This window comes from Planctomycetota bacterium, from assembly GCA_018242585.1.
Lineage (GTDB): Bacteria > Planctomycetota > Planctomycetia > Pirellulales > PNKZ01 > JAFEBQ01.
In genome coordinates this window covers 183,250-206,001 of the sequence record JAFEBQ010000009.1, presented here as the reverse complement: position 1 = coordinate 206,001, position 22,752 = coordinate 183,250, and the positions used below count along the sequence as shown (strand labels likewise).

Sequence of the window (22,752 nt, the reverse complement as noted above, 5' to 3'; positions counted from 1 at the left end):
CCTCGCGGCGTGTGCCTTTGTCTCATTGCTTCAAATCAATGAAGTACCGCATCAGCTTCCAGCCTTCCATGAAGTTCAACGGCGCGGTCGCCGCAGTGGGTTCGTCATAGGTCCGGGCCTTGTCGGCCGTCACGCCGGCGCCGCTCATCGCCCACGGCACCAGCCCGTGACTGTGGGTCTTCGTTCTTAGTGGGGTCGGATGGTCCGGGGTGACGAGAATGCGGTAGTCCTCGCCCGAGCGGCGCAGCGCCTCGTGCAGCGGCCCGACAATGTGCTGATCGATGTCTTCCAGGGCCTTCATCTTCGCGACGGCGTTCCCTTCGTGCGAGGCTTCGTCGGTCGCCTCGACGTGAACGCAAATCACATCGGTCGTGGGCAGGGCGTCGATGGCATACCGCCCCATCGCAGCGTAATCAGTGTCGTAATAGCCCGTCGCGCCGGGCACCTCGATCCGATTCCAGCCGATCAGCGCGGCCAGCCCGCGCAACAGGTCGACTTCGGTAATCATCGTGCCACGGCGGCCGTAACGCTGTTGAAACGGTTCGAGCTTGGGCGTGCGCCCCAGCCCCCACAGCCAGACGTTCGTGGCCGGCAATTTGCCCGCCTTGATCCGCGCTTTGTTGACCGGGTGCTCGGCAAACAGTTCGACGCTGGCGTCCATCAACTGGTGCAGCAGGTCGCTCCCGGGGCCGCGGGGAAAATCGTCGAGCACCGACTTATCGGTCAGATCGTGCGGCGGCGTGGCCCGAGTGTCGGTCGAGAACGGGCACTGCACGCCGGCGCCGCGATAGATCAGCAGGTTGCGGTAACTGACGCCGGGCATGAACTGCAAGCGGTCGCTGCCCAATTTCTCCTGCGCCGCGGCGAGCAGCTTCGTAGCCTCTTCGGTCGTCACATGATCGGCCGTGAAACTGCACATCTTCTGATCTTCGACGGTGACCAGATTGCAGCGAATGGCCCAATCTTCAGGACCGAGCTTGATCCCCTGGGCGGCTGCTTCGAGCGGCGCGCGCCCCGTGAAGTGAGCCATCGGGTCATAGCCCAGCAGACTCAGATTCGCAACATCCGATCCCGCCGGTAGCGACGGGGGCACATGGTTCGCGCGGCCCACCACGCCCGACGCGGCAATGGTGTCCATATGGGGGGTCTTGGCGGCCTCGAGCGGTGTCTTGCCGCCGAGCGATTCTTGCGGCTCGTCGGCGCAACCGTCGGGAATGATGATGGCGTATTTCATGATCGTGGCTTTTACTTGTTTGATCGGCGACGGCGGTTGCGCCGGATCGCGTTGTTACTGGCGAATGCCCATCCGCACGCTGCTCGAGCGGACGCAATTCAGCCGGTCGATCTCGGCCAGGGCTTGCTGCGTGGCCCCTTCGGTCGTGGTGTGCGTGATGATGACTAGCGGTACCACCGCGGCGTCGCTGGGGCTGGGCTCGTGCTGGATGACCGAGGCGATCGAGATGCCGTGGTTCCCCAACACGCCGGTAATCTCCGACAACACGCCTGGGCGATCGTCGACCGAGAATCGTAGGTAATACCGCGAGCGGACCTTGGCGTGATCGCGGGCGGCAACGCCGTGTACCGCATCGGCCGACCAAAGCTTCAACAGCTTGAACGTGATCGCCGTGCGGCCGACGACGCTATCGATCAGGTCAGCCACCACGGCCGATGCGGTGGGCATCTGGCCGGCGCCAAGGCCGTGATAGAACAGCGGACCGACCGCGTCGCCCACGAGTTGAATCGCGTTGAACGCCCCACGCACCTCGGCCAACGGCGTGCCGACCTTGACCAGCGTCGGCGAAACGTGCAGCTCCAGATCATCGCCCGTCAACTGGGCGACGGCCAGCAGCTTGATCCGGTAGCCCAGCTCGCGGGCATAGCGCAGGTCGGCGACGTCGAGCGTGTCGATGCCGCGCTTCGAGATTTCGCGCCACGGCGTCCGCGAGCCAAAGGCCAGGTGAGCCAGGATGGCCAACTTTTGCGCCGTGTCGGACCCGTCGACATCCATCGTTGGGTCGGCTTCGGCGTAGCCCAGTCGCTGGGCCTCGGCCAGCGCCTCGGCGTAGCTCATCTCCTGCTCTTCCATCTGGGTCAGGATGTAGTTGCTGGTGCCGTTCAGAATGGCGGTCAGCGACTGCAACTGGTTGGCCGTCAGACACTGGCTGACGTTGGCGACAATGGGAATGCCGCCCGCCACGCTGGCCTCGAAAGCGATCGAGCGGCCCAACTCGCGGGCGCGATCGAATAGCTCGGGGCCGTGCTCGGCCAGCAGGGCTTTATTGGCGGTGATGACGTCCTTGCCACTTTCCAGCAGCCTGAGCATGATCGTGCGGGCCGGCTCCAGACCACCGACCAGATGGGCGACGGCCTTGATCTCGGGATTGCGGCAAATGCGCGACAAGTCGTCCGACAGGAGGCCCTTGGGCAGATCGATCTGCCGGGCCTTCTTCAGATCGGCGACGACCACTTCCTCGAGCCAGAGAATGCGGCCGGCATGCCGGGCCGTCCGGTCGCCGTGATCCAACAGCAGCCGGGCCACGCCGGTCCCCACGGTTCCCATGCCAACGATGGCGACTTTGACTTTTTCCATGTCAGGTTGCGCGGGCCAAGGGTTCCGGGATGTTTTTCAGGGACGACGAGTGCCGACCGGGGCTCACTGACGAGGGCTTAAAGGCTATCTGCGCCAATGGGTTAGCGTGGCCGGTCGCGATAAACCATGCAGCCTAGTCGGCATTGCCGGGGGCCGTCAAGGTGGTGGAACGCCCCTGGTTAGCACCAAATACAGGGGAGTTTGAACCGCAAAGACGCAAAGGGAAGACCGAAGGATGGGAAGCAAAGGGGACGCGAGCGGAGAAAATAGAAAGTAGAAAGTGGACGGAGGAACGCTTGCGGTTTAGCCGCAGGGCCATAGGCCCGAGCGAATTGCCCCATTCATCAGTCATCATTTCGTATTCATCACTTCCCGTCCTTAATCGCTCCGAACGCTGCGAAGCACGTGCGCTTGTGCAGGACTTCGATCGCTGTGAAGCCGGCTTCGCGGAGCCAGTGCAGTTGGTTCGGCAAGGTTTGCGGCGTGTCTTCGAAATCGACGTACGCGAACACCTTGTCGCGCAGCGCTTCACCCCCCAGGCCGATCAGGTATTCGCCGTAGGCTCGCCACATCTGATCGTGCAGCGCCGGCGTCGGGCTCTCGACCAGGTCATAGACCCAGACCGAGCCGCCCGGCGCGAGGGCCCGGTAGAAGTTGCGGTAAACCTGCCGCCACTCGGCTTCGGTTCGCAGGTGGTGCAACACCGCGGCAGCGACGATGACGTCGAACTGCCCGACGCCCAGGTCGAGCGCGCGAATGTCAGCTTGCAAGGTAGCGACCTGGGCAGCGCTGGCGGCGGACACGCGCTCGCGCGCTCGATCGAGCATCGGCCCGCTGAGATCGAGCAGCGTGCTGGCGAGTTTTGGCAGCCGGTCGAGCATGGCCAGCGTGAAGTTGCCCGCTCCGCAGCCGACGTCGAGCAACCGAGTGGCGTGTGGCGTGCTCAGGGCGGCGGCTTCGGTGATCAGCTCGATGGCCAAGCGCGAATCGACGGCGGCGGTCTGGCCAGTTTCGAGATTCGAGAACCGCTCGACGTCGTTGTCGAACCGCTGGCGAATCTCATCGACGGTGGCTTTACGTTGGGACATTTGAAGCGCCTTGGGTTCCGGACTCAGCACGAGTAGATTGGGTGCGATACAGTCTGGCGCGGCGCACCAACAACCCTTCTCCCCCCGGGAGAAGGTGGCGGCGCTAGCCGCCGGATGAGGGCCACGTTTCAATCTGGAGCGACGTTGCTACCCTCCCCCAACCCCTCCCTGGCAGGGAGGGGCGTTTGCGTTGCCAGACGCTGGCCGATGACTAACAGTTCAACCAGATGACAATTTCAACCCCACGAGGTTCGCTGCGATGATTCTAGATCGACTGACCGAGTCTGCGAAGTACGAAGCGTTGCATCCGCTGTTTGCCCAGGCGTTCGCCTGGCTGCGGGCCAATGATCTGAACGCGCTCGCGCCGGGGAAGTATGAGCTCAGCGGCGATCGGCTTTACGCCTTGGTCTCCGATGACCAGGGGCGGACGCGCGCCGGAGCCAAGCTCGAATCGCACCGCAAGTACATCGACATTCAATACGTGGTGCGCGGCGACGAGCTGATCGGCTGGCTGCCGGCGGCCGAGTGCCGGCAGGTGGAGCTGGCCTATGACGCGTCGCGCGACTTGTTGCTGTACGGCGACGCGTCCGAGACCTGGCTGGTGATGCCGGCCGGGACGTTCACCATCTTCTGGCCCTGCGACGGCCACGCTCCGCTGGCCACAGACGGGGCGGTGCGGAAAGTCGTGCTGAAGATCGCGGTCGAGGAGAAACGATAAGCGCGGAAGGGAAATGCTGAGTGATGAATGATGAGTGATGAAGGGGGACGCGCGGCATGACGAGCGCTAGAATCTACGAGATTACGGCTTTTTCCGCATCTAATCGCTCATTGCTAACCGCTAGTCGCTTCCCCAAAACAATTTGCCACCCACGCGCAATTGGTCTAGTCTAAATGGCGTTTCGCTTCCCGGTTGCCAGCCCTCCGCATTCCCCGCCAACGAAGGACCACCAGCCATGTCGGACAAGTATTTGTTCCCGCGCCGCCTGACCCGTCGCGACTTTTTGCAGACTAGCGCCGCGGCCGGCGCGGCTTGGTCGCTGTCGAACTTGGCCCATGCTGCCGACGGCACCGCCGAGCCGGTGAAGATTGGCGAAGGGAAATGGACCTACACGCTTGACCCGACTTGGGGGCAACTGCCAGCCGGCATGAAGTACGGCCTGGGCTGCGCCGTGGTGGTCGATAGCCAGGACCGGGTCTACGTCACCTCGCGGTCGGTGAACCCTTGCGTGGCGATTTTCGATCGGGACGGCAAGCTGCTCGAAACGTGGAGCAACGATTTCGCCGAGAAGGTCGGGTACACCGCACAGCAAGTGGCCTCGACGGCCCACGGCTTGTATTGGAGCAAGGAGCCCGACGGCGAGTTCTTCTACTTCACCGAGAACAAGCCCGGCAGCCGCGTCTATAAGACCGACCTGAGCGGCAAGGTGTTGTACGAGATTGGCAAGGAGGTCAAGCAGGGATCGGCCTCGGCCCCGTTCGAATTTGTCAATCCGACCGACGTGGCGGTGGCGCCGAACGGCGACATCTACGTCGTCGACGGCTATGGCAGCCAACTTGTTCACCGCTTTGACAAGAACTTCAAGCTGATCAAGACGATGGGTGGCCCCGGCACCGAGCACGGTAAGTTCAAGACCTGTCACGGCGTCTGGATCAGCACGTTGGGCAAAGAGCCCGAGGTCTACATCGCCGACCGGACGAACGGGCGGCTGGAAGTTTACTCGCTCGATTTGGACTACAAGCGGACGATTCCCGACATGCGGGCGCCGTGCTGCTTCTATCAGCACGCCGGCCATCTCTACATTCCCGAGTTGGGCAGCCGCGTGACGATCATCGACGCGAACGACAAGGTGGTGGCCCATCTGGGCGACGGCAAGGGGATCAAGAAGGAAGAAATCCCGGCCGACAAGTTCACCACGCCCCACGCGATGACCGTCGATTCCCAGGGGAACTTCTACATCGTCGAGTGGATCGACTACGGCCGCGTCCGCAAGTTCCGTCACACTCCCTCGGCATGAGCCAGGGGCGGTCCTGCAATAGCCGCCCGGCCGACGGTGGGAGCCGATCGTGAGCGACCCAAGCGTGCCAGAGCCGACGCCCGAGCAGAGCTTGGGCGAGCCGAGCGCTGCGCCCGAGCGCATCGCGCCGGCGCTGGTGGCGTCGCTCTTCGTGCAGCATGGGGACGAGCTCAAGCGGTTCCTCTACGGTGTGCTGCGCAACAACGAGCACGTCAACGACACATTGCAGGTCACCTTCGTCAAAGCGATCGAGCAAGGGCACACCGCCCGGCAGGAATCGCTCAAGGGATGGCTGTTCCGCGTGGCCTATCACGAGGCGATTGTTGTCCGTCGCAAGCAAGGGGTGCATCAGCGGGCGACCGACGCACTGGCTAACAGCGAACAGCGAACGTCGATTGCGCCGGAGGTGCCGCTGCTGCGCTGGGAGGACGTCACTCGGGTGCGCGAGGCGCTGGCCCAGTTGCCGCCGGATCAGCGGCGCGTGGTCGAGCTTCGCATCTACGAGCAGCAGAAGTTCGTCGAAATCGCCGCCGAGTTGAAGCTGCCGCTGGGAACGGTGCTGACCCGAATGCAACTGGCGCTGAAGAAGCTCCGGGGCATGCTCGATAGCAAGGAAGACTAGCCACGGAGGCACTGAGACACGGAGTTGAGCACGGAGGCGGAACAGGGCGAGGGGGAGCAAGGGGGACGGAAATGTCGAGAGGCGTTCCCTGCAACTGACCACGGACTACTGGCAACTGACCAACTACAGCCTCATCCCCGTAAAGCCGCCGTCGACGTAGTAGGCCGCGCCGGTGATGAAGCTGCCCCCTTTGCGCGATAACAGCAACAGCGCGCAGCCGACCAGTTCTTCCGGCTCGCCGAAGCGGTTCATCGGCGTTTGCGCCATGATCTTGGTCACGCGCTCGGGATCGAGAATCTTGCGGTTCTGTTCGGCCGGAAAGAAGCCAGGACAGATCGCATTCACGCGGACCTTCAATGGCGCCAGCTCGCGGGCCACGTTTTGGGTCAAGTTAATGACCGCGGCCTTCGACGCCGAATAGGCATAGACTCGCGACAGCGGCTTGTCGCTCGACACGCTGCCGATGTTCAGGATCGAGCCGCCCCCCTGGTCGGACATCTGCTTGCCAAAGACCTGGCAACCGATCTGCACGGCCGTCAGGTTGCAAGTCAGCACATGGTTCCAGTCTTCGTCCTTGGCCTCGAAGTACGGGCTGGCCGAGTTGACGCCAGCGCCGTTGATCAATACGTCGACGCGGCCGAACTTGGCCACGACGGCGTCCTTGAGGGCCATGATGCTCTCGCGCGACTTGACATCCACGGTCATGAAGCAGGCCTTACCGCCGGCCGCCTCGATCGAGGCCACGCGCTTGGCACCGGCTTCTTCGCCGCGCCCCGCCACGACCACCGTTGCGCCGGCCTTGGCCAACCCTTCGGCCAGCGCGCCGCACAGGACGCCCGTGCCGCCGATGACGACGGCCACCTGGCCCTTAAGGCCGAAGAGTTCTTCCAGATAACCGTTCGCCATGTTCAAGACGCCTGTCTCGCGGTGGGAGGGCTTCAAAGGTGAGGGCTTACTTCGGCTCGCGGCGCAGCTTGAGCCAATCGGTGTGGAACGCGCCAGCCCGATCGGTTCGCTCGTAGGTGTGCGCGCCAAAGTAGTCGCGCTGGGCCTGTAGCAGGTTGGCCGGCAGCGAAGCGGTTCGGTAGCCGTCAAAGTAGGTCAACGCGGTCGAGAAGGCCGGCACCGGCAGCCCAAGCTGGACCGCCGTGGCCACTACGTGCCGCCAGGCCGGCTGGGCTTCTTGCAGCGCCTTGGTGAAGTACGGGGCGAGCAACAAGTTCTCCAGGTCCTTCTGGGCGTCGAAGGCGTCCTTGATCCGTTCCAGGAACCGAGCGCGGATAATGCACCCCCCGCGCCACAGCAAGGCAATGTTGCCGAAATCGAGCGGCCACTTGTGCTCGACGGCGGCGGCTTGCATCTGCACAAAGCCCTGGGCGTAGCTGCAGATCTTCGAGGCGTACAGCGCGTGCCGCACGGCTTCGATAAACTGCTTTTTGTCGCCGGTGTATTTTTCCTGCGGGCCAGCCAGGACTTTGCTGGCCCGGACGCGCGCGTCCTTCAGGGCCGACAAACAGCGAGCATAGACGGCCTCGGTGACCAGCGTGCTGGGCACGCCCAAGTCGAGCGCCAACTGGCTCATCCACTTGCCAGTTCCCTTGGCGCCGGCCTTGTCGAGGATGACATCGACCATCTCCTTGCCGGTCAACTCGTCCTTGACGCTGAAAATGTCGCGAGTGATTTCGATCAGGTAGCTGTCCAGTTCACCCTGGTTCCATTGGGCAAAGACGTCGTACAACTCGGCGTTCGACAAGCCGAGCGCGTGCTTCAGCATGTAGTAGGCTTCGCAGATCAACTGCATGTCGCCGTACTCGATGCCGTTGTGAACCATCTTGACGTAGTGTCCGGCGCCGCGCGGGCCGACCCACTCGCAGCAGGGAATGTCGTTGTTCGGTCCAACCTTGGCGGCAATGGCCTGGAAGATCGGCTTCACGAGCGGCCAGCCAGCCGGAGAGCCGCCGGGCATCATGCTGGGGCCTTTGAGCGCCCCTTCTTCACCACCCGAGACGCCGGTGCCGATGAACAACAAGCCCTTCGACTCGACGTATTGCGTCCGCCGCTCGGTGTCGGGGTAATAGGTGTTGCCGCCGTCGATGATCACATCGCCCGGCGAGAGCAACGGGATCAACTGATCGATCAGCGCGTCGACCGCTGGGCCGGCCTTGACCATCAGCATGACCTTGCGCGGCTTGGCCAGCGACTCGACCAGGTCTTCGACCGTGTGACAGCCGACGAACTTCTTGCCGGCGGCGCGCCCCTTGATGAACTCGTCGACGACGCTGGTTGTGCGGTTGAACACCGCCACGCGGTAGCCGCGGCTTTCGATGTTCAGAGCCAGGTTCTCGCCCATCACGGCCAGGCCAATCAGGCCAAAATCACAAGTCCCCTGGGCGGAGGTCGGTTGTGGCGACATGGTGCATATTCCTTGAAGCGTGTGGAAAATCGGTCAGGCGCGGCGCCTAGCGCCGCGGGTGAATAGGGTGCGTCAGGCTTTGGCGGTGACGGGCCAGGGGGGCGTGGCGGGCAGATACTTGTCGAACTCGGCCAGCAGTTTGGCCTGATACTCGCCGGCGAAGGTGCCCTTTAGGAAACGATCGACCCCTTCGTCGAAGAATCGCTTCCAACTCGCTTCTTCGGCGCCAGGATTGATCGGGAAGAAGAGAGCCTTGTTCGCCACGGCGGCCTGGTGATCGCCGGGGGCGTCGCCGATCATCAGTGTGTGGTCCGGCTTGTACTTCTTGGCCAGGCCAAGCACTTCTTTCTTGGTGCCGACTTCCTGGCCGCAAATGGCGGCAACGAACTTGCGCAAGTCATGCTCTTCCCACTCGCGATTCAAAGCATCGTTCGGCGTGGCCGACACGACTAGACAGTCCGCCTTGCCGGCTAGCTTTTCGAGTGACTGGCGTACGAACGGGAACGGCGGCACGTTGCGGACCACGTCTTCGACCATCTGATTGACGGCTTCGGACCACTTGAGCGCTTGCTTCAGGTCCGGGTCGCCCGACGATTCGACAGCCTTCTTCAGCGCCGGGTTGCCGAGCTTGGTTTCGGTCTTCAACCATTGCAGCAGCCCGGGCGGAAGGGTGATCTTCACACCACGCGCGGCCACTTCGGGGCGGCGCTCGAGCCATTCAAGCGCCTCGATCAGCGCCGGAAAGCGGTTGATGCCGCGGCTCTTGGAGTACAGGTTGACGAATTCGGCCGCCTCGCGGGCGTACTTGCTGATGGCCTGCAGGTTGTAGTGATTGATGATGTTCGGGATGAAGCACTCTTTGTGCTTGATCTCCATCGTATCGAACACGCAACCATCGGAATCGATGCCGACCAGAAACTCGTGCTTAGGCGTGTAGTCCATCGGTCCTATTCAGCTTGAGAAGAGTGATGAGATGAATTGGTTCAGATTCTAATTCGCGCGCCGCACGTCGATTGACGGCAGGCGCGATTTCTTACTGGTGCAATTACTTACTGTCGATTACTTCTTGCGGTCAGCCTGCGGCACGTACTTGGCCAGCTTCTGCTGGGCGAACAGCGGCTTGAACCGAGTGAGTCGCTGGCGGCCGTCGATCATCGGCAACGTCACCATGTCTTCGCCGACCAACGGCCGGCAATAGCGGACAAAGTCGTCGGTCACGTCGAAGCCGTTCTTGGCGATCCACTGGCTGGGGAACGAGCGATCGGCGGCGGCCACCTTTTCTAGCGGCACCCGGTCGTAGCGGGCCGAATAGATCGGCCCCGACTCGCGCAAGATGGTCGACATGAAGCCGCTTTCGTTGCGGCCGGCGAGCAGTGCGGCCTTTTGCCCGCTGCGGTAGGCTTCTTCCAGGTCGACCGTCGAGGCATAGGCCATCGAGTGACGTTGATCGGTTCCCGAGACGTTGCCCCGCGCGGCCCCCTTGGCTGCCAGGCCGACCTTGTTCAGGTGGTTGACGACAATCTGGGCTACGGTCTGTTGGCTCGAGCTGAACGACGTGTGGCCGAACGAGTCTTTCACCTCGCCCAGGCTGCCGACGTTGAACCCTTCGCTGATTACGACGACGCAGCGGCCGTCGCGCTTGAGCTGATCGTTGACCTGGTCGGTCAGTTGCTCGATCGTGCAGGGGCTTTCGGCCAGGTAGATTTGCAGCGGCATTTCGCGCTCCGGGTCGGCCAGTCGCGCCGCCGCCGGAATGAAGCCGATCTTGCGACCCATGGCTTGCAGCACCAGCACCGGGTCGGCCGGGCACGAGCCCATATTCTCTTCGTTGGCGTTCTGGACCATGTGCATCCAGTACTTAGCCGTCGAGCCGTAGCCCGGCGTGTGGTCGACCAACTTGAACTCGCTGTCGCCGACGTCGTTGTCGATGGTCTTGGGCACGCCGACGGCCACCAAGTCGAGCCCGCGCTGATGGGCCAGTTGTGAAATCTTGTGGGCGGTGTCCATCGAGTCGTTGCCGCCGATATAGAGCAGATAGCCGATGTTGTGGGCCTTGAAGACCTCGATGCAACGCTCGAAGTCCTCGGTCTGGTTTGGCTTGAGCTTGTACCGGCAGGTGCCGATCGAACCAGCGGCCGGTGTAAAGCGGAGCAGGGCGATCTCTTCGGCATCCTGGCTCGACAGCTCGAGCAGCTCTTCCTTCAACACGCCCTCGATGCCGTGATAGCCGCCGTAGACGGTGCCGATCTCGGGCATCTCGCGGGACATGTCCAGAATGCCGCGAAGGCTGTTGTTGATCACCGGGCTGGGGCCGCCGCTTTGAGCAACAATCATGTTGCGAGGCTTAGTCATGGTGCGCTAACTTCCGTCAAATGGTTGTCGATGCAAAGCCGGTGGGTCGGCGACTGCGCGATTGGCAGATCGCAACCCCCGAGACCGCGCCGGAAAGGGCGGTCAGAACGACGATTCTGCCTGCTTGCGCTGCAAGAACTTGCGATTGTAACGGTGCTGGGCAGCCCCCGCAAATGGCTGGGCGTGATCGGAAAAGCGGGGCGAAAGTGGCTGAATTTGCCGTGTTTTGGGAGGTTGCAGCGCCGTCGTGCCAGTCAGCCGATGGTTGTGAACCGGCTTAGATCAGTCGACGTTGACTCCGAGCACCGTGCGTTACGCGAACGATCTCAAAAACCGTCATCGCTGCGGCAGAAGTAAATCAATTAGTTGTCGAGAGAGCGTGGCCGCCCTTAGCCTTGCGTGCCGCTATTTCGTCAACTAATCGATGCAGGCTGGCCCAGTCTTCGCTGGTCATGGGACGCGAGTTACCGGCCGCTGATGCCTCGAATGCTTCGTCGACCAGGGCCGCGTGCTCGTCAGGCACGTATTCCACTCCCTGGTCCCGTTCGCGCAATGCTTCGACCGCCGCGTCGATGGCCGCCTCGACCGAAGGAAACCGGCCGGCCGAGACGACCTGTTCGAGGTACTGCTCGTTATGAGGGGAAAGCCCGTGTGACATGCTTTCACCTTACCACGGCGGCAGTTCGCTCACAAGAAAATCAGCGCGGGCCCTAGGCCGCGATTCGAGCGGTGGCCGGGCGCAAGTGCCGACGCATCATGTCGTCGATCGACATGCGGACGGTGCGTTCGGTGGCTTCGTCTTGCAGCCACTGCAACTGCGCTTCGGTGTAGCCCCGGTTGCTCGTGGCGGCGTGCAGGTTCAACGCGCGGCGAACTAGCGGTGTGCTCTTGGCACGTAAATAGCCGCGGACCTCGGCCCGTGCGCTGGGCAAATGGCTGGCGTCGATCGATGATCGCAGCAGGGCGCTGGCCGTGATGGCCAACTCTTGAGCGATCCGCATCCAGTCGAGCGTGCTGTTCCCTTTGGAAAACCAACCGAGGAGCGACATGGTTCAAAGTTCTCCGCTGATGCCGAGGGGCCCCGTCAGGAGCCGGCGACGATAGCTGGTGTTTTCACCCCAGCGCTTTGGCGCACAACTCCTTTTCCAAACATCGAATCACGGCCGCCGCGAACTTAAACCAAACGCTTGCTCGCCCCCTGAGGTCGGGATGATTCACGCTGCTTGAGGCCGCCAGCAGTGACAACCCAATGGCACGCTGGGCAAATGGAGCTACTTGCGGATTTTTCTGGCTTACCAATTTTCCACGAGATACGATGAGGCCACGGCAGCAATGCTGGCATGGCGATTCGCCACAAACTAACTGGGCAGAACATCGCCCCATCTATCCCCGAGGAGCAGGATCCATGAAACGACGTTTCGCGCTGTTGACGATTCGCACGCTGGTGGCTGTGATTGGCATCGGGCTCTTGGCCTCGACTGTTTCGGTGCGCGCCGCCGATGAAAAGCCCGCCGCCGCTTCGGCCGAGAAGGGGGACAAAAAACAGCGTGTTGATCCGCGCGGGCCGTTGCCGGATCACTATCGCGATCTGGTCGACGGATTGCAGCGAGAGCAAGCGTATAAGATCCAGGAATCATATCGTCCCAAGATCGCCGAGCTTGAGGCTCGGCTGAAAGAGCTCATCGAAAAGCGCGATGGCGAAATCGAGGCCTTGCTGCGCCCCGAGCAAAAGGAGCGTCTCAAACAATTGCTTGCCGAAGCCAAAGCCAAACGTAAAGCTGCCAGGAAAATGGCCGACGCGCCAAAGGATTCCGACGCGAAGTAATCTCGGCGTTGGTAAAGCGATGCCAGCGGCGCAAGTCGCATTGCGCCGCTGGCAATGCAAGTGGCCGGCGATTGACCGTGGCTGTTGCGTGGGCGGCGGCCATTGATCGATCGGCGGCCACGGTCATTCGGGGCGTGATTAGTTGGCGGCCCCCTTGCGCTTACACTCTCGCTGGCCAGCGCTCATGGCAACCACTTCCAGCGGGCAAAGGGGGAAAGTGTTTGGCTTTTTCCCGTCAGCTTCCGTACGATTGCCTGTCGGTGGGGCATCGGGTATCTTGCGCAGGCAAGTCACCGTTCACACATCATTGACCGGCTTTGGGAGGATCGATCCATGGCATACACGCTTCCACCACTCGCTTATCCGTTCAACGCCTTGGAGCCGCACATCGACGCGCGGACCATGGAGATTCACCACGACAAGCACCACCAGGCCTACATCACCAATCTGAACAAGGCCATCGAGGGAACGAACCTGGGCGACCAGCCGATCGAAGCCCTGGTCGCCAAGATCGACAGCGTGCCCGAAAACATTCGCACCGCCGTTCGCAACAACGGCGGCGGCCACGCCAACCACTCGTTGTTCTGGACCGTCCTGGCCCACGGCGGCGGTGGCGCTCCGACCGGTGCGTTGGGCGAAGCCATCCAGCGCGACATTGGCGGCTATGACAAGTTCAAGGAAGAGTTGACCAAGGCGGCTACCGGGCGCTTTGGCAGCGGCTGGGCCTGGCTGAGCGTCAACAAGAGCAAGAAGCTGGTCGTCGAGAGCACGCCGAACCAGGACAGCCCGTTGATGCATGGCAACACGCCGATCCTGGGCCTCGACGTTTGGGAACATGCGTACTATTTGCTCTATCAGAACCTGCGGCCGAAGTACGTGGAGGCGTTCTTCAGCGTCATCAACTGGCCAAAGGTCGCCGAATACTACGCCGCCGCGATCAAGTAACGCGGCGGCATTGCGATCCTTCGCGAAATGCCGCGAGGAATTGGAATAGGTACAAGAGCCGGGGACGCAAGTCCCCGGTTTTTTTACGCGCTAGCGAGCCTTGGACGAGCGATTGATCTGACGCGGTGGGGCTGCCGGCATGCCGGGAAGTTCGACGATCTCGACCGACATCGTCGCCGTGTCGAGCACCGCCACCGTCGGTCGGCGATACGTCCAGCCGCTCGTTTCGCCCGGATTGATCAGCAGTCGGTCGTCGCCGTCGCGTACGACGCTCGGCTTGTGCGTGTGCCCAAACACGACCACGTTGGCGCCGTCCAAGTCGCCGCGCAGCAGTTCGTACTGGTGCGTCACCAGGAACTTCAAGCCTTCCGCGGTGCGAAAACCGAGCGGCGGCTCGCCGACTTGGCCGACAATGCGCAGCCCGCCGGTCAGCCCCAGCTTGTTCCCTTCGTTGTCGCCAAAGCAACCGAGCAGCGGGCAGTTGAGCCCCCGCAGCACCGGAATCGTGAACGTCGATACGAAGTCGCCGGCGAAGATAACCAACCCGCAGCCGCGACGATTGAACTCGTCAACCGCGGCCCGGGCGTTGTCGAGGTGATCGTGAATATCGGCGAAAATGCCAATTTGCATGGTGGGCTTCTTGGCCGGTAGGTAATGAGCGGCGGTGTCGCCTTCGATCATAACCGACGTTGGCCCCAGGCAGCAGATCGCGCGAGCCCCGCTATTCGCGTCGTTGTTGTCATTTCGCCACCATTGGTGTTGCCAAAACGCAACATCGCGTCTCGCTGGGCCACTTACGATCGGCAGCCTGTTGCGCCATTAAGCGCAAGACGGCCCGCCAGTTAGCGACTTCCCGCCCAATTTCGCGCCGGTGGCCTGTTGCGATCGGGCTCGCCGTTTGCCAATCATGGCAAGTTGTGAGCACCTCCGCGCGCTATCGCTGTCGCCGCGTCACGCCCTGGGCCGCCACCGCGGCGCTCGGGGTTTGGCTTTGGTCGTCATTCGCGCCAGTCCAGGCTGAAACGGTTACCGTCTACACGCGCAATGGGCATGGCATCACCGGCGAACTTGACAGCCGCAGCGACGAGCAAACCCTCTGGCTGCGTGTCGAGCGGCCGGGCATCACGCTCGTCCGCTCCTTCGCGCGCGCGGAAATCGACAAGGTGGAAACCGTACCTCCGGCAACTGGGGCACAACCAATTCGGGTGTTCAAGCTAGCAGGGCCTCCACTTCCGCGGCCCGAACTGCAATCAATAATCGCGCCCGAGCCGACGCTGCCCATTGCCTCGATTGCCGTTGAAGCCATTGTGGCTAACTGGGACGCCGATGTCGAAGCCGACGGGATTCTACTCACGCTTTACGCCATTGACCGCGCGGGGCAGGTTGTACCGATCGACGGCTCGATCGATGTCGAACTGATTGGCGAAGGGCAAGGGAGCACCGCTCTGTTGCGCACATTCCCCGTTTTGGGTCGCTGGGTGCGCCAGGTGCGCGCGGGTGAGTTCGGTCCCCAGTCATACCAGTACCGATTCGACTTTCAGACCATTCCACCCGACTTCGATCAACGGCTGGGCATGTTCGGCCTGGTCCACGCGCGCTTGGTCGCACCGGGGCACGGCACGTTCGACGCTTCGACCAATGCGGTGACGTTGCGAGTGCCGAATCCGATGCGCGACCGGCTGCAGCAGTACAACAACCAGCGATTCTTCTACAACGAGCGAACCGGCAACAGCCTGCAACAACAGCCGCAAGTGCAAGGGCTGTAAAGCCGCGCGTCGCCAGACGCCCTCTCCGTAGCCGGTGGATTCAACCGCCGCTCTGTCTCATTTTCGCCGGCAATTTGCGAATGTCGGCAGCGCTTGGTTATAGTGTCGGCAGCTTGCTGAACATCCCCGCCCGTCGCGACGCACCCCTCTCGACTTTCGCGCGCCCATTCTTGTGCTGGAGTTTTTCGCTATGTCGGACGCCCCCTCGAATCACCCCGTCACCAGTCCCCAGAATTCACGCCGCAACTTCCTGAAGGGGACCACGGCCGCCGCGGTCGCCGGTGCCATCAGTTCGCCGCTGACGATCGCGCGCTCGGCGCACGCGGCCGGTGGCGATGTGTTACGGCTTGGCTTGATCGGTTGCGGCGGGCGCGGCAATGGCGCCGCCGTGCAGGCTTTAAAGGCCGACAAATACACGCGGTTGACGGCAATGGGGGACTTATTTCCCGAGCAGCTCACGCGGGCCGCGAAGCTGTTGAAAGATCAGCAAGAAGTCGCCGATCGGGTCGATGTGCCCGAGGAGCGGCAGTTCTCGGGCTTCGACGCGTACCAGAAAGTGATCGACTCAGGGGTCGACGTGATTCTTCTGGGCACGCCGCCTCACTTCCGGCCGTTGCACCTGCAAGCGGCCGTTGACGCCGGCAAGCACGTCTTTGCCGAAAAGCCCGTGGCGGTCGACGCGCAAGGCGTGCGTAAGGTGCTCGCTACCGTACGACAAGCCAAAGAGAAAGGATTGTCGATCTGCTCGGGTCTGTGCTGGCGCTATGAAAACACCGCCCGGGCCACGATTGCCCAGATCAACGAAGGGCTGATCGGCGATGTGATCGCCATCGAAGCGAATTACTATTCGTCCCCGCCGGGCAAGGCTTGGCCCATGCCGCGCGATCCCGCGTGGTCGGACATGGAGTACCAGATTCGCAACTGGTACTGGTTCACCTGGTTGTCGGGCGATCACATCGTCGAGCAGGCGGTCCACAGCGTCGACAAAGCCTCGTGGATTCTGCGCGATGTCGCGCCCGAGACGTGTATCGGCGTCGGCGGCTTGCAGGCTCGCACGGCCCCCGATCGCGGGCAAATCTTCGACCACCACGCGGTCAACTTTGAATACGCGTCAGGCGTCGGCGTGCATTTCAATTGCACGCAGCAGGTCGGCACCGTGCGCGATGTCTCGGTAACGGTTCGCGGCACCAAGGGAGTCGCCGTCATCGAGAAGGGGGCCATTCGCTCGCGCGGTGGCGAGTCGCTGTGGCGTTACCGCGGCCCCAAGAACGTGATGCACCAGACCGAGCACGATGAGCTGTTCGCGGCCCTCCGCGCCGGCAAGCAAGTGACCGACGGCGAATACATGGCCCACACGACCATGTTGGCGATCATGGGCCGGATGGCGACCTACACGGGCCAGAAGCTAACCTGGGACCAGGCATTCAACTCGAAAGAAAACCTGACGCCGGCCAAGTACGAATGGGGCCCCGGCATGAACGCCGACGTGGCCGTGCCCGGCGTGACGCCGTTGGTGTGAGCATGCGAGACTTCAACCCTCGCCCCTTGTTGGAGAAGGTGGTTCGCATCGCGAACCGGGTGAGCCCCCTCCTGTTCCCTTACAAGGGAACAGGAGGGGTGTGACTCAGGCTTGCGCGATCGTCAACTTTATTTCCCACCATCCGCCCTGCGGACAACTTCTCCCACAAGGGGCTTTGCCTCCAAACTCCGATTCTGCCTCGAAAGGCTGAAGTCTGCTTCTAACTTCAATCCGCAGGACGACCCTCGCAAGCAGAAATGAAAACCAGAGAAAGTGGAATGCCTCCGGAGGAAGCATGGGCAGGCTTCTTCGACCCCAAAACCACATTGGAGAAATTGGGCCTTACCAAGGACATCCGAGCCGTCGTGGACTTCGGGTGTGGCTATGGGACGTTCACCATCCCCGCAGCCAAGATAATCGGCGGCAAGGTGTATGCCCTGGACATTGAACCGGAGATGGTGGCGGCGACGAACACCAAAGCCGCGGCCGCCGATCTTGACAACGTCGAAGCCCATCACCGAGACTTCGTGGCCGATGGTTCAGGTTTGCCCGATAGTTCGATGGACTACGCCATGTTGTTCAACATTCTTCACGCCGAAGAACGGATGACGTTGTTGAGAGAAGCGTGGCGAGTGCTAACCGTGGGCGGCAAGCTCGCCGTGATTCATTGGAATTACGATGCCCATACGCCAAGAGGACCGACCATAGGAATCAGGCCACGCCCTGAACAATGTGGTGCGTGGGCAGAGTCGGCGGGGTTCGCGACGTTGCCGCCCGGTCTCATCGATCTGCCGCCCTACCATTATGGCTACGTTTTCGAGCGAGTCTGAATTGAAGTGGATTATCCGTGCGGCGTACTCTTCTCGTATAATGCCGAACATGGGAAAGCTACTCCGAGTACCCGCAGCCGAGGCCACGTTGTTCCAGCAGGCATGTGCCGACTGCGATACTTCAGTCGAAGTCTCGTTGGATCGCCTTGCTACAGCGGCCCTGAATTGTCCTGGCTGCGGTAAAGAGTTCCGCAGGCCGAATATGAATGTCGCCCGGCAGAACTTCGTCAAAGGATTGTCGGCACTCCAGCAAAGTAACCTTTCCCAGTTCAAACTGGTACTTCAGGCCAAATAACTTTGTCGGCAGAATTGTTGCTTGCCCACAAAGTTATCTAAAACCGGAGCTTTGCAGGCAAAACCCCTACAAGGGGAGAAGGGCAGATTCGAACCGTGGGGTGATGGCCACGAATACCATTCCATTCACGACATTCAAATCATCAGGACAAACATTGATGACTCATCGCATTTCGATGTCGCTGGTGTTGATCGCAGCGTTGCTCTGCGCATCCCCGGCCAGCGCCCAGACCAAAGCTTCGGCCAAGCGGGCCGATGCCGCGAAGCCGACGTTTGCCAACGTCCCCTACGGGCCGGCCGAGCGGAATGTGCTCGACTTCTGGCAAGCCCCGTCCGACATGCCGACGCCGCTGATCGTTTACATTCACGGCGGCGGCTTCGTAGCTGGTGATAAATCGTCGATCGCGCCAGGCATGGTGCAAGCGGCGACCCGTGGCGGCATCAGCATTGCGGCCATCAACTATCGATTTGTTAACGGCAAAGAGGTGATCTTCCCGGCGCCGCAACTCGACGGCGCGCGGGCCGTGCAGTTCCTGCGCAGCAAGGCCAGCGATTGGAACATCGACCCAAAACGTGTCGCCTGTTATGGCGGTTCGGCGGGGGCGGGCATTTCGATGTGGATCGGTTTTCACGACGACCTGGCCGACCTCCGCGGTTCCGACCCGGTGCTACGACAGTCCACGCGTATCACGGCCATCGGCACGATGGGCGGGCAAGCGATGTACGACCCCATCAAGATCAAGGAACTGGTCGGCGGCCGGGCCTGGGAGCACCCGTCGATCTTCAAAGTCTATGGCGTCACCAGCGCCGAGGAGGCGCTTCACCCGACGCCCGAGAAGCAGAAGCTGTACGACGAATCGTCGGCGATCACGCACCTGACCAAGGACGATCCGCCGTTGTTCATGGTCTATAGCGAGCCCGATGCCCCATTGCCGGCCGACGCGCGACTTGGGCAGGGAATCCACCATCCGAAATTCGGCAAACTGCTGAAGAAAGAAATGGATCAGCTAGGAATCGAGAATGTCTACGTCCACACCGAAGAGACGCCGCGGCGGAACGTATCGCTCGAAATGCTGAACTTCTTCCGCAAGCACTTCGGGATGCCCGTTCAAGAAAGATAGCCACGGCACGGAGTGAGGGGGAAGTGATGAATGCTGAGTGATGATTGATGAATAGAGGGCAGGGGAAGAAGTGTTCAACATTTTGCCGCTGTTTACGCTTCGATGCACGCTTGCGGTTTAGCCGCAGGGCCAAAGGCCCGCGCGCTCATCGCTCATCGCTCATCACTCATCACTCATCACTCATCACTTCCATCGCTCACGTATCCAGCGGCAAGCTACTGGCGCGAAGAATCGATTCATGCGTCGCCAAGTCGTGGGCGGCGCTCCAGGCGAACTGCTTCTCGCCGCGGATGACCGCGGCCAGGTCCTGAAACTCGCCGTCGTAGCGGCCGGTCATCTTGGGGAGCGGTATTTCGCGGTGACCCGCGGCATATTCGCCACGCTTCTTCGAGAATGTGGCCATCAGCTTCGGCGCTTCGATCGGCAGGATTTCGATCGTCCCTTCGGTGCCGCACGCGACGAACTGCCGTCGCCGGCCCCCGTCGTGTTCGACCATGGCGCTGCGCACCGTGGCGGTCGCCTTGGGGTACTCGAACACCGCGAGCTGATTGTCGACCAGCGTGTCTAAGTCAGGGCGCACCTGTCGCGGATAGGGCGTCACCTTTTGGGGCGGACCCAGCAGGGTGACCAACTGGTCGACCACGTGACAGCCTAGCTCGAACATCGAGCCCCCCTTGTACGGCAGCAACTCCTTGCGTTCGCGCTCGCCGAGCTTTTTGCTCATCGTGGCGTGAACTTCAAACACCTCTCCCAACCAGCCGTCGCGCGCCGCCTGGAACAAGAATTGAAACGCCGGATTATAGCGAAACATGTAGCCCATCTGCACTGTCAACTTGCGGCGGCTGGCTTCCTCGTGCAGCGTCCGCACCGCCGACATCGATTCCCCGGCCGGCTTATCAACGTGGACGTGCAGCCCGGCCTGCACGCATCGCGTGGCCTTGGGCACCAGGTCGCAAACTTCGGTCTCGACGGCCACCGCTTGCAGGCCCGACGTGTTCAGCAACTGCTCTTCGGTCAACCAGGGCAAGTCGGCATAAGCTCGTTGCTTTTGCACGCGCTCGCGCTGCGCCGCGTCAGGCTCGACGACCCCGACCACTTCGTACACGTCGCTCATCGAGCGATACGATTCCAGTTTGCCGGCCGCGTGGGCGTGTGACGTGCCGATTTGCCCGATGCGAATCTTGCCGTTCTTGCTCGCGGCGTGCGACACATGCGGCGCAATGCTGGTCACCGCCGCCGCGGCAGCAGCCCCCACCAGACAATTCTGAAACGTGCGACGGTCGATCATCGTGTCACCTGTTGGGAAAGCAAAAAGCCACGAAAACCGCGACTTCGCGGCAGAAAAATAGCTCAGGTCGACCGCTACTATAGACCGAATCCTTCCTCTGCCAAGCATCGGAAAAGCTTGATCCGTTTGGCCAATTCTGACACAATACCAGAGTCCCGCCGCGACTGCCCGAACCATCTCACCGACCGGTCTGTGCCGGCCCTCGTGGCCGTGCGAACTTCCCGCTCAGGAACCACCCACCGATGAGTCGTGCTCCGCAACGCTGCGCCGGCCCGATCACGCGACGCTCGGCCTTGATGTTCGGCACCGCCGCTCTGGGCGGGCTGGGCATGGGGGACTTCTTCCGCCTACAGGCTCAGGCCTTGATGTCGACCGTGGCCGCGGATCGTGCGGTGATCTTTGTGTGGATGCCCGGCGGGCCGCCCCACATGGAGATGTACGATCTGAAGCCGAACGCCCCCAGCGAGTACCGGGGCGAGTTCCGGCCGATCAACACGAACGTCTCGGGCATGCAAGTCGGCGAGCTGTTGCCGCTGCACGCCAAGGTGGCCGACAAATACAACATCATCCGCTCGGTCGCCCACAAGTTCGCCGATCACGGCGGCGGGCACAAGCGATTCATGACCGGCCGCGACCCGAAAGAGCCGACTGGCTTCGTCAACGATTATCCAGCAGTCCCGTCGATGATCGCCAAGATGGTCGCCGGCCGTCGGCGCGGCTTGCCGAATTACGTCTGCGGCGCCGACAACGGTCGCCAAGGAATCGACGTCTTTTCGTTCGGCAGCGCGTACCTGGGGAACTCGACGCATCCGTTCATGGTCGCCGGCAACCCGGCGGCGAAGGACTTCAAGATCGAGAACCTGGCGCCGTTGCCGGCCTTGGAGGGGCGACTCGAAGACCGAGTGGCGTTACTCAATCAATTCGACAATTGGCAACGCCGCGCCGAGAAGACCGGCGTGTTCGACGGCCTTGATGAGTTCAACCGCCGCGCGCTCGAACTGGTGACCAGCGAAAAGGCTCGCCGCGCGTTCGATCTATCGGCCGAGCCCGAAGCCGTCCGCGAGCGCTACGGACAGCACGCCTATGGCCAGCGGGCTCTGATGGCCCGCCGGCTGGTCGAGGCCGGTTGCACGTTTGTCACGATGGTGATGGAAAACCCGATGCCGGGCGAGCAATTGCCGAATTACGTCAGCTACAACTGGGACTCGCACGCGGTCAACTGTCACCTGTTCGACGACGCGCGAGTGCGATTTCCGCGCTATGACCAGGCAGTGACGGCCTTGATTGAGGACTTGTACGCGCGCGGGCTCGACAAGCGCGTGCTCTTGGTTGTGACGGGTGAATTTGGCCGTACGCCGCGGCTTAGCTACCAGAAGGGGACTTCCAGCGGCGTGATGCAGCCCGGCCGGGATCATTGGCCCGGCGCGATGTCGATGATCGTCAGCGGCGGCGGCATGCGCACCGGCCAGGTGATCGGCGCAACGAATGCCAAGGGAGAGTATCCGACTGAGCGGCCGTTCACGCCGAACGATCTGTGGGCCACGGTGCTCGCCCACTTGGGAATCGATCGCGAGCATGCCTTCCCCGATCACACCGGTCGGCCGATGCCGCTATTGCCGTTTGGCGAGCCGATTGCCGAATGCCGCGCTCAGGCGTAGATCATTCAGGTGTATGTCTGAATGAGATGTCGGGCAGCCCCCTCTGATGGGAACTCATTTTGCATTGCGCGCCGCGTGAGCGAGCAATGCTCTTGCTGATTTGATTCTGGCCGAAGACAGCCGCACCGCTGCGCGGCTTGCGCAATGGCATGGCACTCGATTCGTGGTCGTGTCATCCGTGACGATCGCATGGCGAAAAAAAAGCCGCCGCAGGTGGGGCAGGACCCTGCGACGGCCGCCATCCGCTCGATTGCTCGAGCAGACGCTTTTCTTTGATGACGGATTATCTTTTCGGCATTCCAATAGCGCTTCGTGAGTCCGGCCTCAGTTTGCGCTTTGCACTTGCAGGATGAAAGATCGACGAACTGTCGGGGGGCGATGCTTACCCCCTGAACAATGCACCTTGATGAAATGTTGCTGTCGCCT

At 61.9% G+C, this 22,752-nt stretch carries 22 protein-coding genes; 11 read left to right on the top strand and 11 right to left on the bottom strand.

Going from position 1 to position 22,752, the window contains the following annotated elements; genetic code table 11:
• Positions 1–22: 22 nt before the first annotated feature.
• The 3 genes from JSS27_05145 to JSS27_05135 form a co-directional block, all read right to left on the bottom strand.
• Entirely contained in the window at positions 23–1,234 is a 1,212-nt protein-coding gene (locus JSS27_05145; GenBank protein MBS0208322.1) for a cofactor-independent phosphoglycerate mutase, read from the bottom strand.
• Positions 1,235–1,288: 54 nt separating this feature from the next.
• Positions 1,289–2,590, bottom strand: coding sequence for a homoserine dehydrogenase (locus tag JSS27_05140; GenBank protein ID MBS0208321.1), 1,302 nt, complete (start codon positions 2,588–2,590; stop codon positions 1,289–1,291).
• A 365-nt stretch (positions 2,591–2,955) separates the two neighbouring features.
• Positions 2,956–3,678, bottom strand: coding sequence for a class I SAM-dependent methyltransferase (locus JSS27_05135; protein ID MBS0208320.1), 723 nt, complete (start codon positions 3,676–3,678; stop codon positions 2,956–2,958).
• A gap of 259 nt (positions 3,679–3,937) precedes the next feature.
• Between JSS27_05135 and JSS27_05130 the strand changes: the two genes are divergently transcribed.
• The 3 genes from JSS27_05130 (at position 3,938) to JSS27_05120 (ending at position 6,315) form a co-directional block, all read left to right on the top strand.
• Complete coding sequence (locus JSS27_05130; GenBank protein ID MBS0208319.1) at positions 3,938–4,396, top strand: YhcH/YjgK/YiaL family protein; 459 nt, start codon at positions 3,938–3,940, stop codon at positions 4,394–4,396.
• Between the two features lie 235 nt (positions 4,397–4,631).
• The gene (locus JSS27_05125; GenBank protein ID MBS0208318.1) at positions 4,632–5,693 is read left to right on the top strand and encodes a twin-arginine translocation signal domain-containing protein; all 1,062 of its coding nucleotides are present in this window, start codon (positions 4,632–4,634) and stop codon (positions 5,691–5,693) included.
• A 49-nt stretch (positions 5,694–5,742) separates the two neighbouring features.
• Positions 5,743–6,315 carry an RNA polymerase sigma factor gene (locus JSS27_05120; protein MBS0208317.1) on the top strand — a complete coding sequence of 191 codons (573 nt, stop codon included), beginning with the start codon at positions 5,743–5,745 and terminating at the stop codon, positions 6,313–6,315.
• 123 nt (positions 6,316–6,438) lie between these two features.
• On the opposite strand, the gene JSS27_05115 is transcribed toward JSS27_05120, so the two are convergent.
• The 6 genes from JSS27_05115 to JSS27_05090 form a co-directional block, all read right to left on the bottom strand.
• Complete coding sequence (locus JSS27_05115; protein MBS0208316.1) at positions 6,439–7,221, bottom strand: SDR family oxidoreductase; 783 nt, start codon at positions 7,219–7,221, stop codon at positions 6,439–6,441.
• 46 nt (positions 7,222–7,267) lie between these two features.
• On the bottom strand, positions 7,268–8,728 hold the full coding sequence (gene gnd, locus JSS27_05110; protein MBS0208315.1) for a decarboxylating NADP(+)-dependent phosphogluconate dehydrogenase: 1,461 nt from the start codon (positions 8,726–8,728) through the stop codon (positions 7,268–7,270).
• Between the two features lie 72 nt (positions 8,729–8,800).
• Positions 8,801–9,670: an HAD hydrolase-like protein gene (locus JSS27_05105; protein ID MBS0208314.1), complete on the bottom strand. Its 870-nt coding sequence runs from the start codon at positions 9,668–9,670 to the stop codon at positions 8,801–8,803.
• Between the two features lie 117 nt (positions 9,671–9,787).
• On the bottom strand, positions 9,788–11,080 hold the full coding sequence (locus tag JSS27_05100; GenBank protein MBS0208313.1) for a diphosphate--fructose-6-phosphate 1-phosphotransferase: 1,293 nt from the start codon (positions 11,078–11,080) through the stop codon (positions 9,788–9,790).
• A gap of 358 nt (positions 11,081–11,438) precedes the next feature.
• Positions 11,439–11,738, bottom strand: coding sequence for a hypothetical protein (locus tag JSS27_05095; protein ID MBS0208312.1), 300 nt, complete (start codon positions 11,736–11,738; stop codon positions 11,439–11,441).
• 52 nt (positions 11,739–11,790) lie between these two features.
• Complete coding sequence (locus tag JSS27_05090) at positions 11,791–12,129, bottom strand: hypothetical protein (protein MBS0208311.1); 339 nt, start codon at positions 12,127–12,129, stop codon at positions 11,791–11,793.
• A gap of 377 nt (positions 12,130–12,506) precedes the next feature.
• Here JSS27_05090 and JSS27_05085 point away from each other — a divergent pair, with 377 nt between their 5' ends.
• A complete protein-coding gene (locus JSS27_05085; GenBank protein ID MBS0208310.1) occupies positions 12,507–12,905 on the top strand; it encodes a hypothetical protein in 399 nt (132 codons plus the stop codon).
• A gap of 333 nt (positions 12,906–13,238) precedes the next feature.
• The gene (locus JSS27_05080) at positions 13,239–13,850 is read left to right on the top strand and encodes a superoxide dismutase (protein ID MBS0208309.1); all 612 of its coding nucleotides are present in this window, start codon (positions 13,239–13,241) and stop codon (positions 13,848–13,850) included.
• Between the two features lie 90 nt (positions 13,851–13,940).
• On the opposite strand, the gene JSS27_05075 is transcribed toward JSS27_05080, so the two are convergent.
• Positions 13,941–14,480 (bottom strand): metallophosphoesterase, encoded by a 540-nt coding sequence (locus tag JSS27_05075; GenBank protein ID MBS0208308.1) that lies wholly within the window; start codon positions 14,478–14,480, stop codon positions 13,941–13,943.
• Between the two features lie 287 nt (positions 14,481–14,767).
• Here JSS27_05075 and JSS27_05070 point away from each other — a divergent pair, with 287 nt between their 5' ends.
• The 5 genes from JSS27_05070 (at position 14,768) to JSS27_05050 (ending at position 19,380) form a co-directional block, all read left to right on the top strand.
• The gene (locus JSS27_05070; GenBank protein MBS0208307.1) at positions 14,768–15,616 is read left to right on the top strand and encodes a hypothetical protein; all 849 of its coding nucleotides are present in this window, start codon (positions 14,768–14,770) and stop codon (positions 15,614–15,616) included.
• A 190-nt stretch (positions 15,617–15,806) separates the two neighbouring features.
• A complete protein-coding gene (locus JSS27_05065; GenBank protein ID MBS0208306.1) occupies positions 15,807–17,135 on the top strand; it encodes a Gfo/Idh/MocA family oxidoreductase in 1,329 nt (442 codons plus the stop codon).
• Positions 17,136–17,392: 257 nt separating this feature from the next.
• Positions 17,393–17,965, top strand: coding sequence for a class I SAM-dependent methyltransferase (locus JSS27_05060; GenBank protein MBS0208305.1), 573 nt, complete (start codon positions 17,393–17,395; stop codon positions 17,963–17,965).
• A gap of 49 nt (positions 17,966–18,014) precedes the next feature.
• A complete protein-coding gene (locus JSS27_05055; GenBank protein ID MBS0208304.1) occupies positions 18,015–18,260 on the top strand; it encodes a hypothetical protein in 246 nt (81 codons plus the stop codon).
• Positions 18,261–18,363: 103 nt separating this feature from the next.
• Positions 18,364–19,380, top strand: coding sequence for an alpha/beta hydrolase (locus JSS27_05050; protein ID MBS0208303.1), 1,017 nt, complete (start codon positions 18,364–18,366; stop codon positions 19,378–19,380).
• Positions 19,381–19,576: 196 nt separating this feature from the next.
• On the opposite strand, the gene JSS27_05045 is transcribed toward JSS27_05050, so the two are convergent.
• Positions 19,577–20,668, bottom strand: a complete 1,092-nt coding sequence (locus JSS27_05045; GenBank protein MBS0208302.1) for a Gfo/Idh/MocA family oxidoreductase — start codon at positions 20,666–20,668, stop codon at positions 19,577–19,579.
• Between the two features lie 242 nt (positions 20,669–20,910).
• Here JSS27_05045 and JSS27_05040 point away from each other — a divergent pair, with 242 nt between their 5' ends.
• On the top strand, positions 20,911–22,326 hold the full coding sequence (locus tag JSS27_05040) for a DUF1501 domain-containing protein (GenBank protein MBS0208301.1): 1,416 nt from the start codon (positions 20,911–20,913) through the stop codon (positions 22,324–22,326).
• The last annotated feature ends 426 nt before the right edge of the window (positions 22,327–22,752 follow it).

What these genes read in the sequence shown, in the direction of transcription:
- JSS27_05145 (MBS0208322.1), bottom strand. Translation starts at nt 1,234, where the DNA reads ATGAAATACGCCATCATCATTCCCGACGGTTGCGCCGACGAGCCGCAA.
- JSS27_05140 (MBS0208321.1), bottom strand. Translation starts at nt 2,590, where the DNA reads ATGGAAAAAGTCAAAGTCGCCATCGTTGGCATGGGAACCGTGGGGACC.
- JSS27_05135 (MBS0208320.1), bottom strand. Translation starts at nt 3,678, where the DNA reads ATGTCCCAACGTAAAGCCACCGTCGATGAGATTCGCCAGCGGTTCGAC.
- JSS27_05130 (MBS0208319.1), top strand. Translation starts at nt 3,938, where the DNA reads ATGATTCTAGATCGACTGACCGAGTCTGCGAAGTACGAAGCGTTGCAT.
- JSS27_05125 (MBS0208318.1), top strand. Translation starts at nt 4,632, where the DNA reads ATGTCGGACAAGTATTTGTTCCCGCGCCGCCTGACCCGTCGCGACTTT.
- JSS27_05115 (MBS0208316.1), bottom strand. Translation starts at nt 7,221, where the DNA reads ATGGCGAACGGTTATCTGGAAGAACTCTTCGGCCTTAAGGGCCAGGTG.
- gnd (MBS0208315.1), bottom strand. Translation starts at nt 8,728, where the DNA reads ATGTCGCCACAACCGACCTCCGCCCAGGGGACTTGTGATTTTGGCCTG.
- JSS27_05105 (MBS0208314.1), bottom strand. Translation starts at nt 9,670, where the DNA reads ATGGACTACACGCCTAAGCACGAGTTTCTGGTCGGCATCGATTCCGAT.
- JSS27_05100 (MBS0208313.1), bottom strand. Translation starts at nt 11,080, where the DNA reads ATGACTAAGCCTCGCAACATGATTGTTGCTCAAAGCGGCGGCCCCAGC.
- JSS27_05095 (MBS0208312.1), bottom strand. Translation starts at nt 11,738, where the DNA reads ATGTCACACGGGCTTTCCCCTCATAACGAGCAGTACCTCGAACAGGTC.
- JSS27_05090 (MBS0208311.1), bottom strand. Translation starts at nt 12,129, where the DNA reads ATGTCGCTCCTCGGTTGGTTTTCCAAAGGGAACAGCACGCTCGACTGG.
- JSS27_05080 (MBS0208309.1), top strand. Translation starts at nt 13,239, where the DNA reads ATGGCATACACGCTTCCACCACTCGCTTATCCGTTCAACGCCTTGGAG.
- JSS27_05075 (MBS0208308.1), bottom strand. Translation starts at nt 14,480, where the DNA reads ATGCAAATTGGCATTTTCGCCGATATTCACGATCACCTCGACAACGCC.
- JSS27_05065 (MBS0208306.1), top strand. Translation starts at nt 15,807, where the DNA reads ATGTCGGACGCCCCCTCGAATCACCCCGTCACCAGTCCCCAGAATTCA.
- JSS27_05060 (MBS0208305.1), top strand. Translation starts at nt 17,393, where the DNA reads ATGAAAACCAGAGAAAGTGGAATGCCTCCGGAGGAAGCATGGGCAGGC.
- JSS27_05055 (MBS0208304.1), top strand. Translation starts at nt 18,015, where the DNA reads ATGGGAAAGCTACTCCGAGTACCCGCAGCCGAGGCCACGTTGTTCCAG.
- JSS27_05050 (MBS0208303.1), top strand. Translation starts at nt 18,364, where the DNA reads ATGGCCACGAATACCATTCCATTCACGACATTCAAATCATCAGGACAA.
- JSS27_05045 (MBS0208302.1), bottom strand. Translation starts at nt 20,668, where the DNA reads ATGATCGACCGTCGCACGTTTCAGAATTGTCTGGTGGGGGCTGCTGCC.
- JSS27_05040 (MBS0208301.1), top strand. Translation starts at nt 20,911, where the DNA reads ATGAGTCGTGCTCCGCAACGCTGCGCCGGCCCGATCACGCGACGCTCG.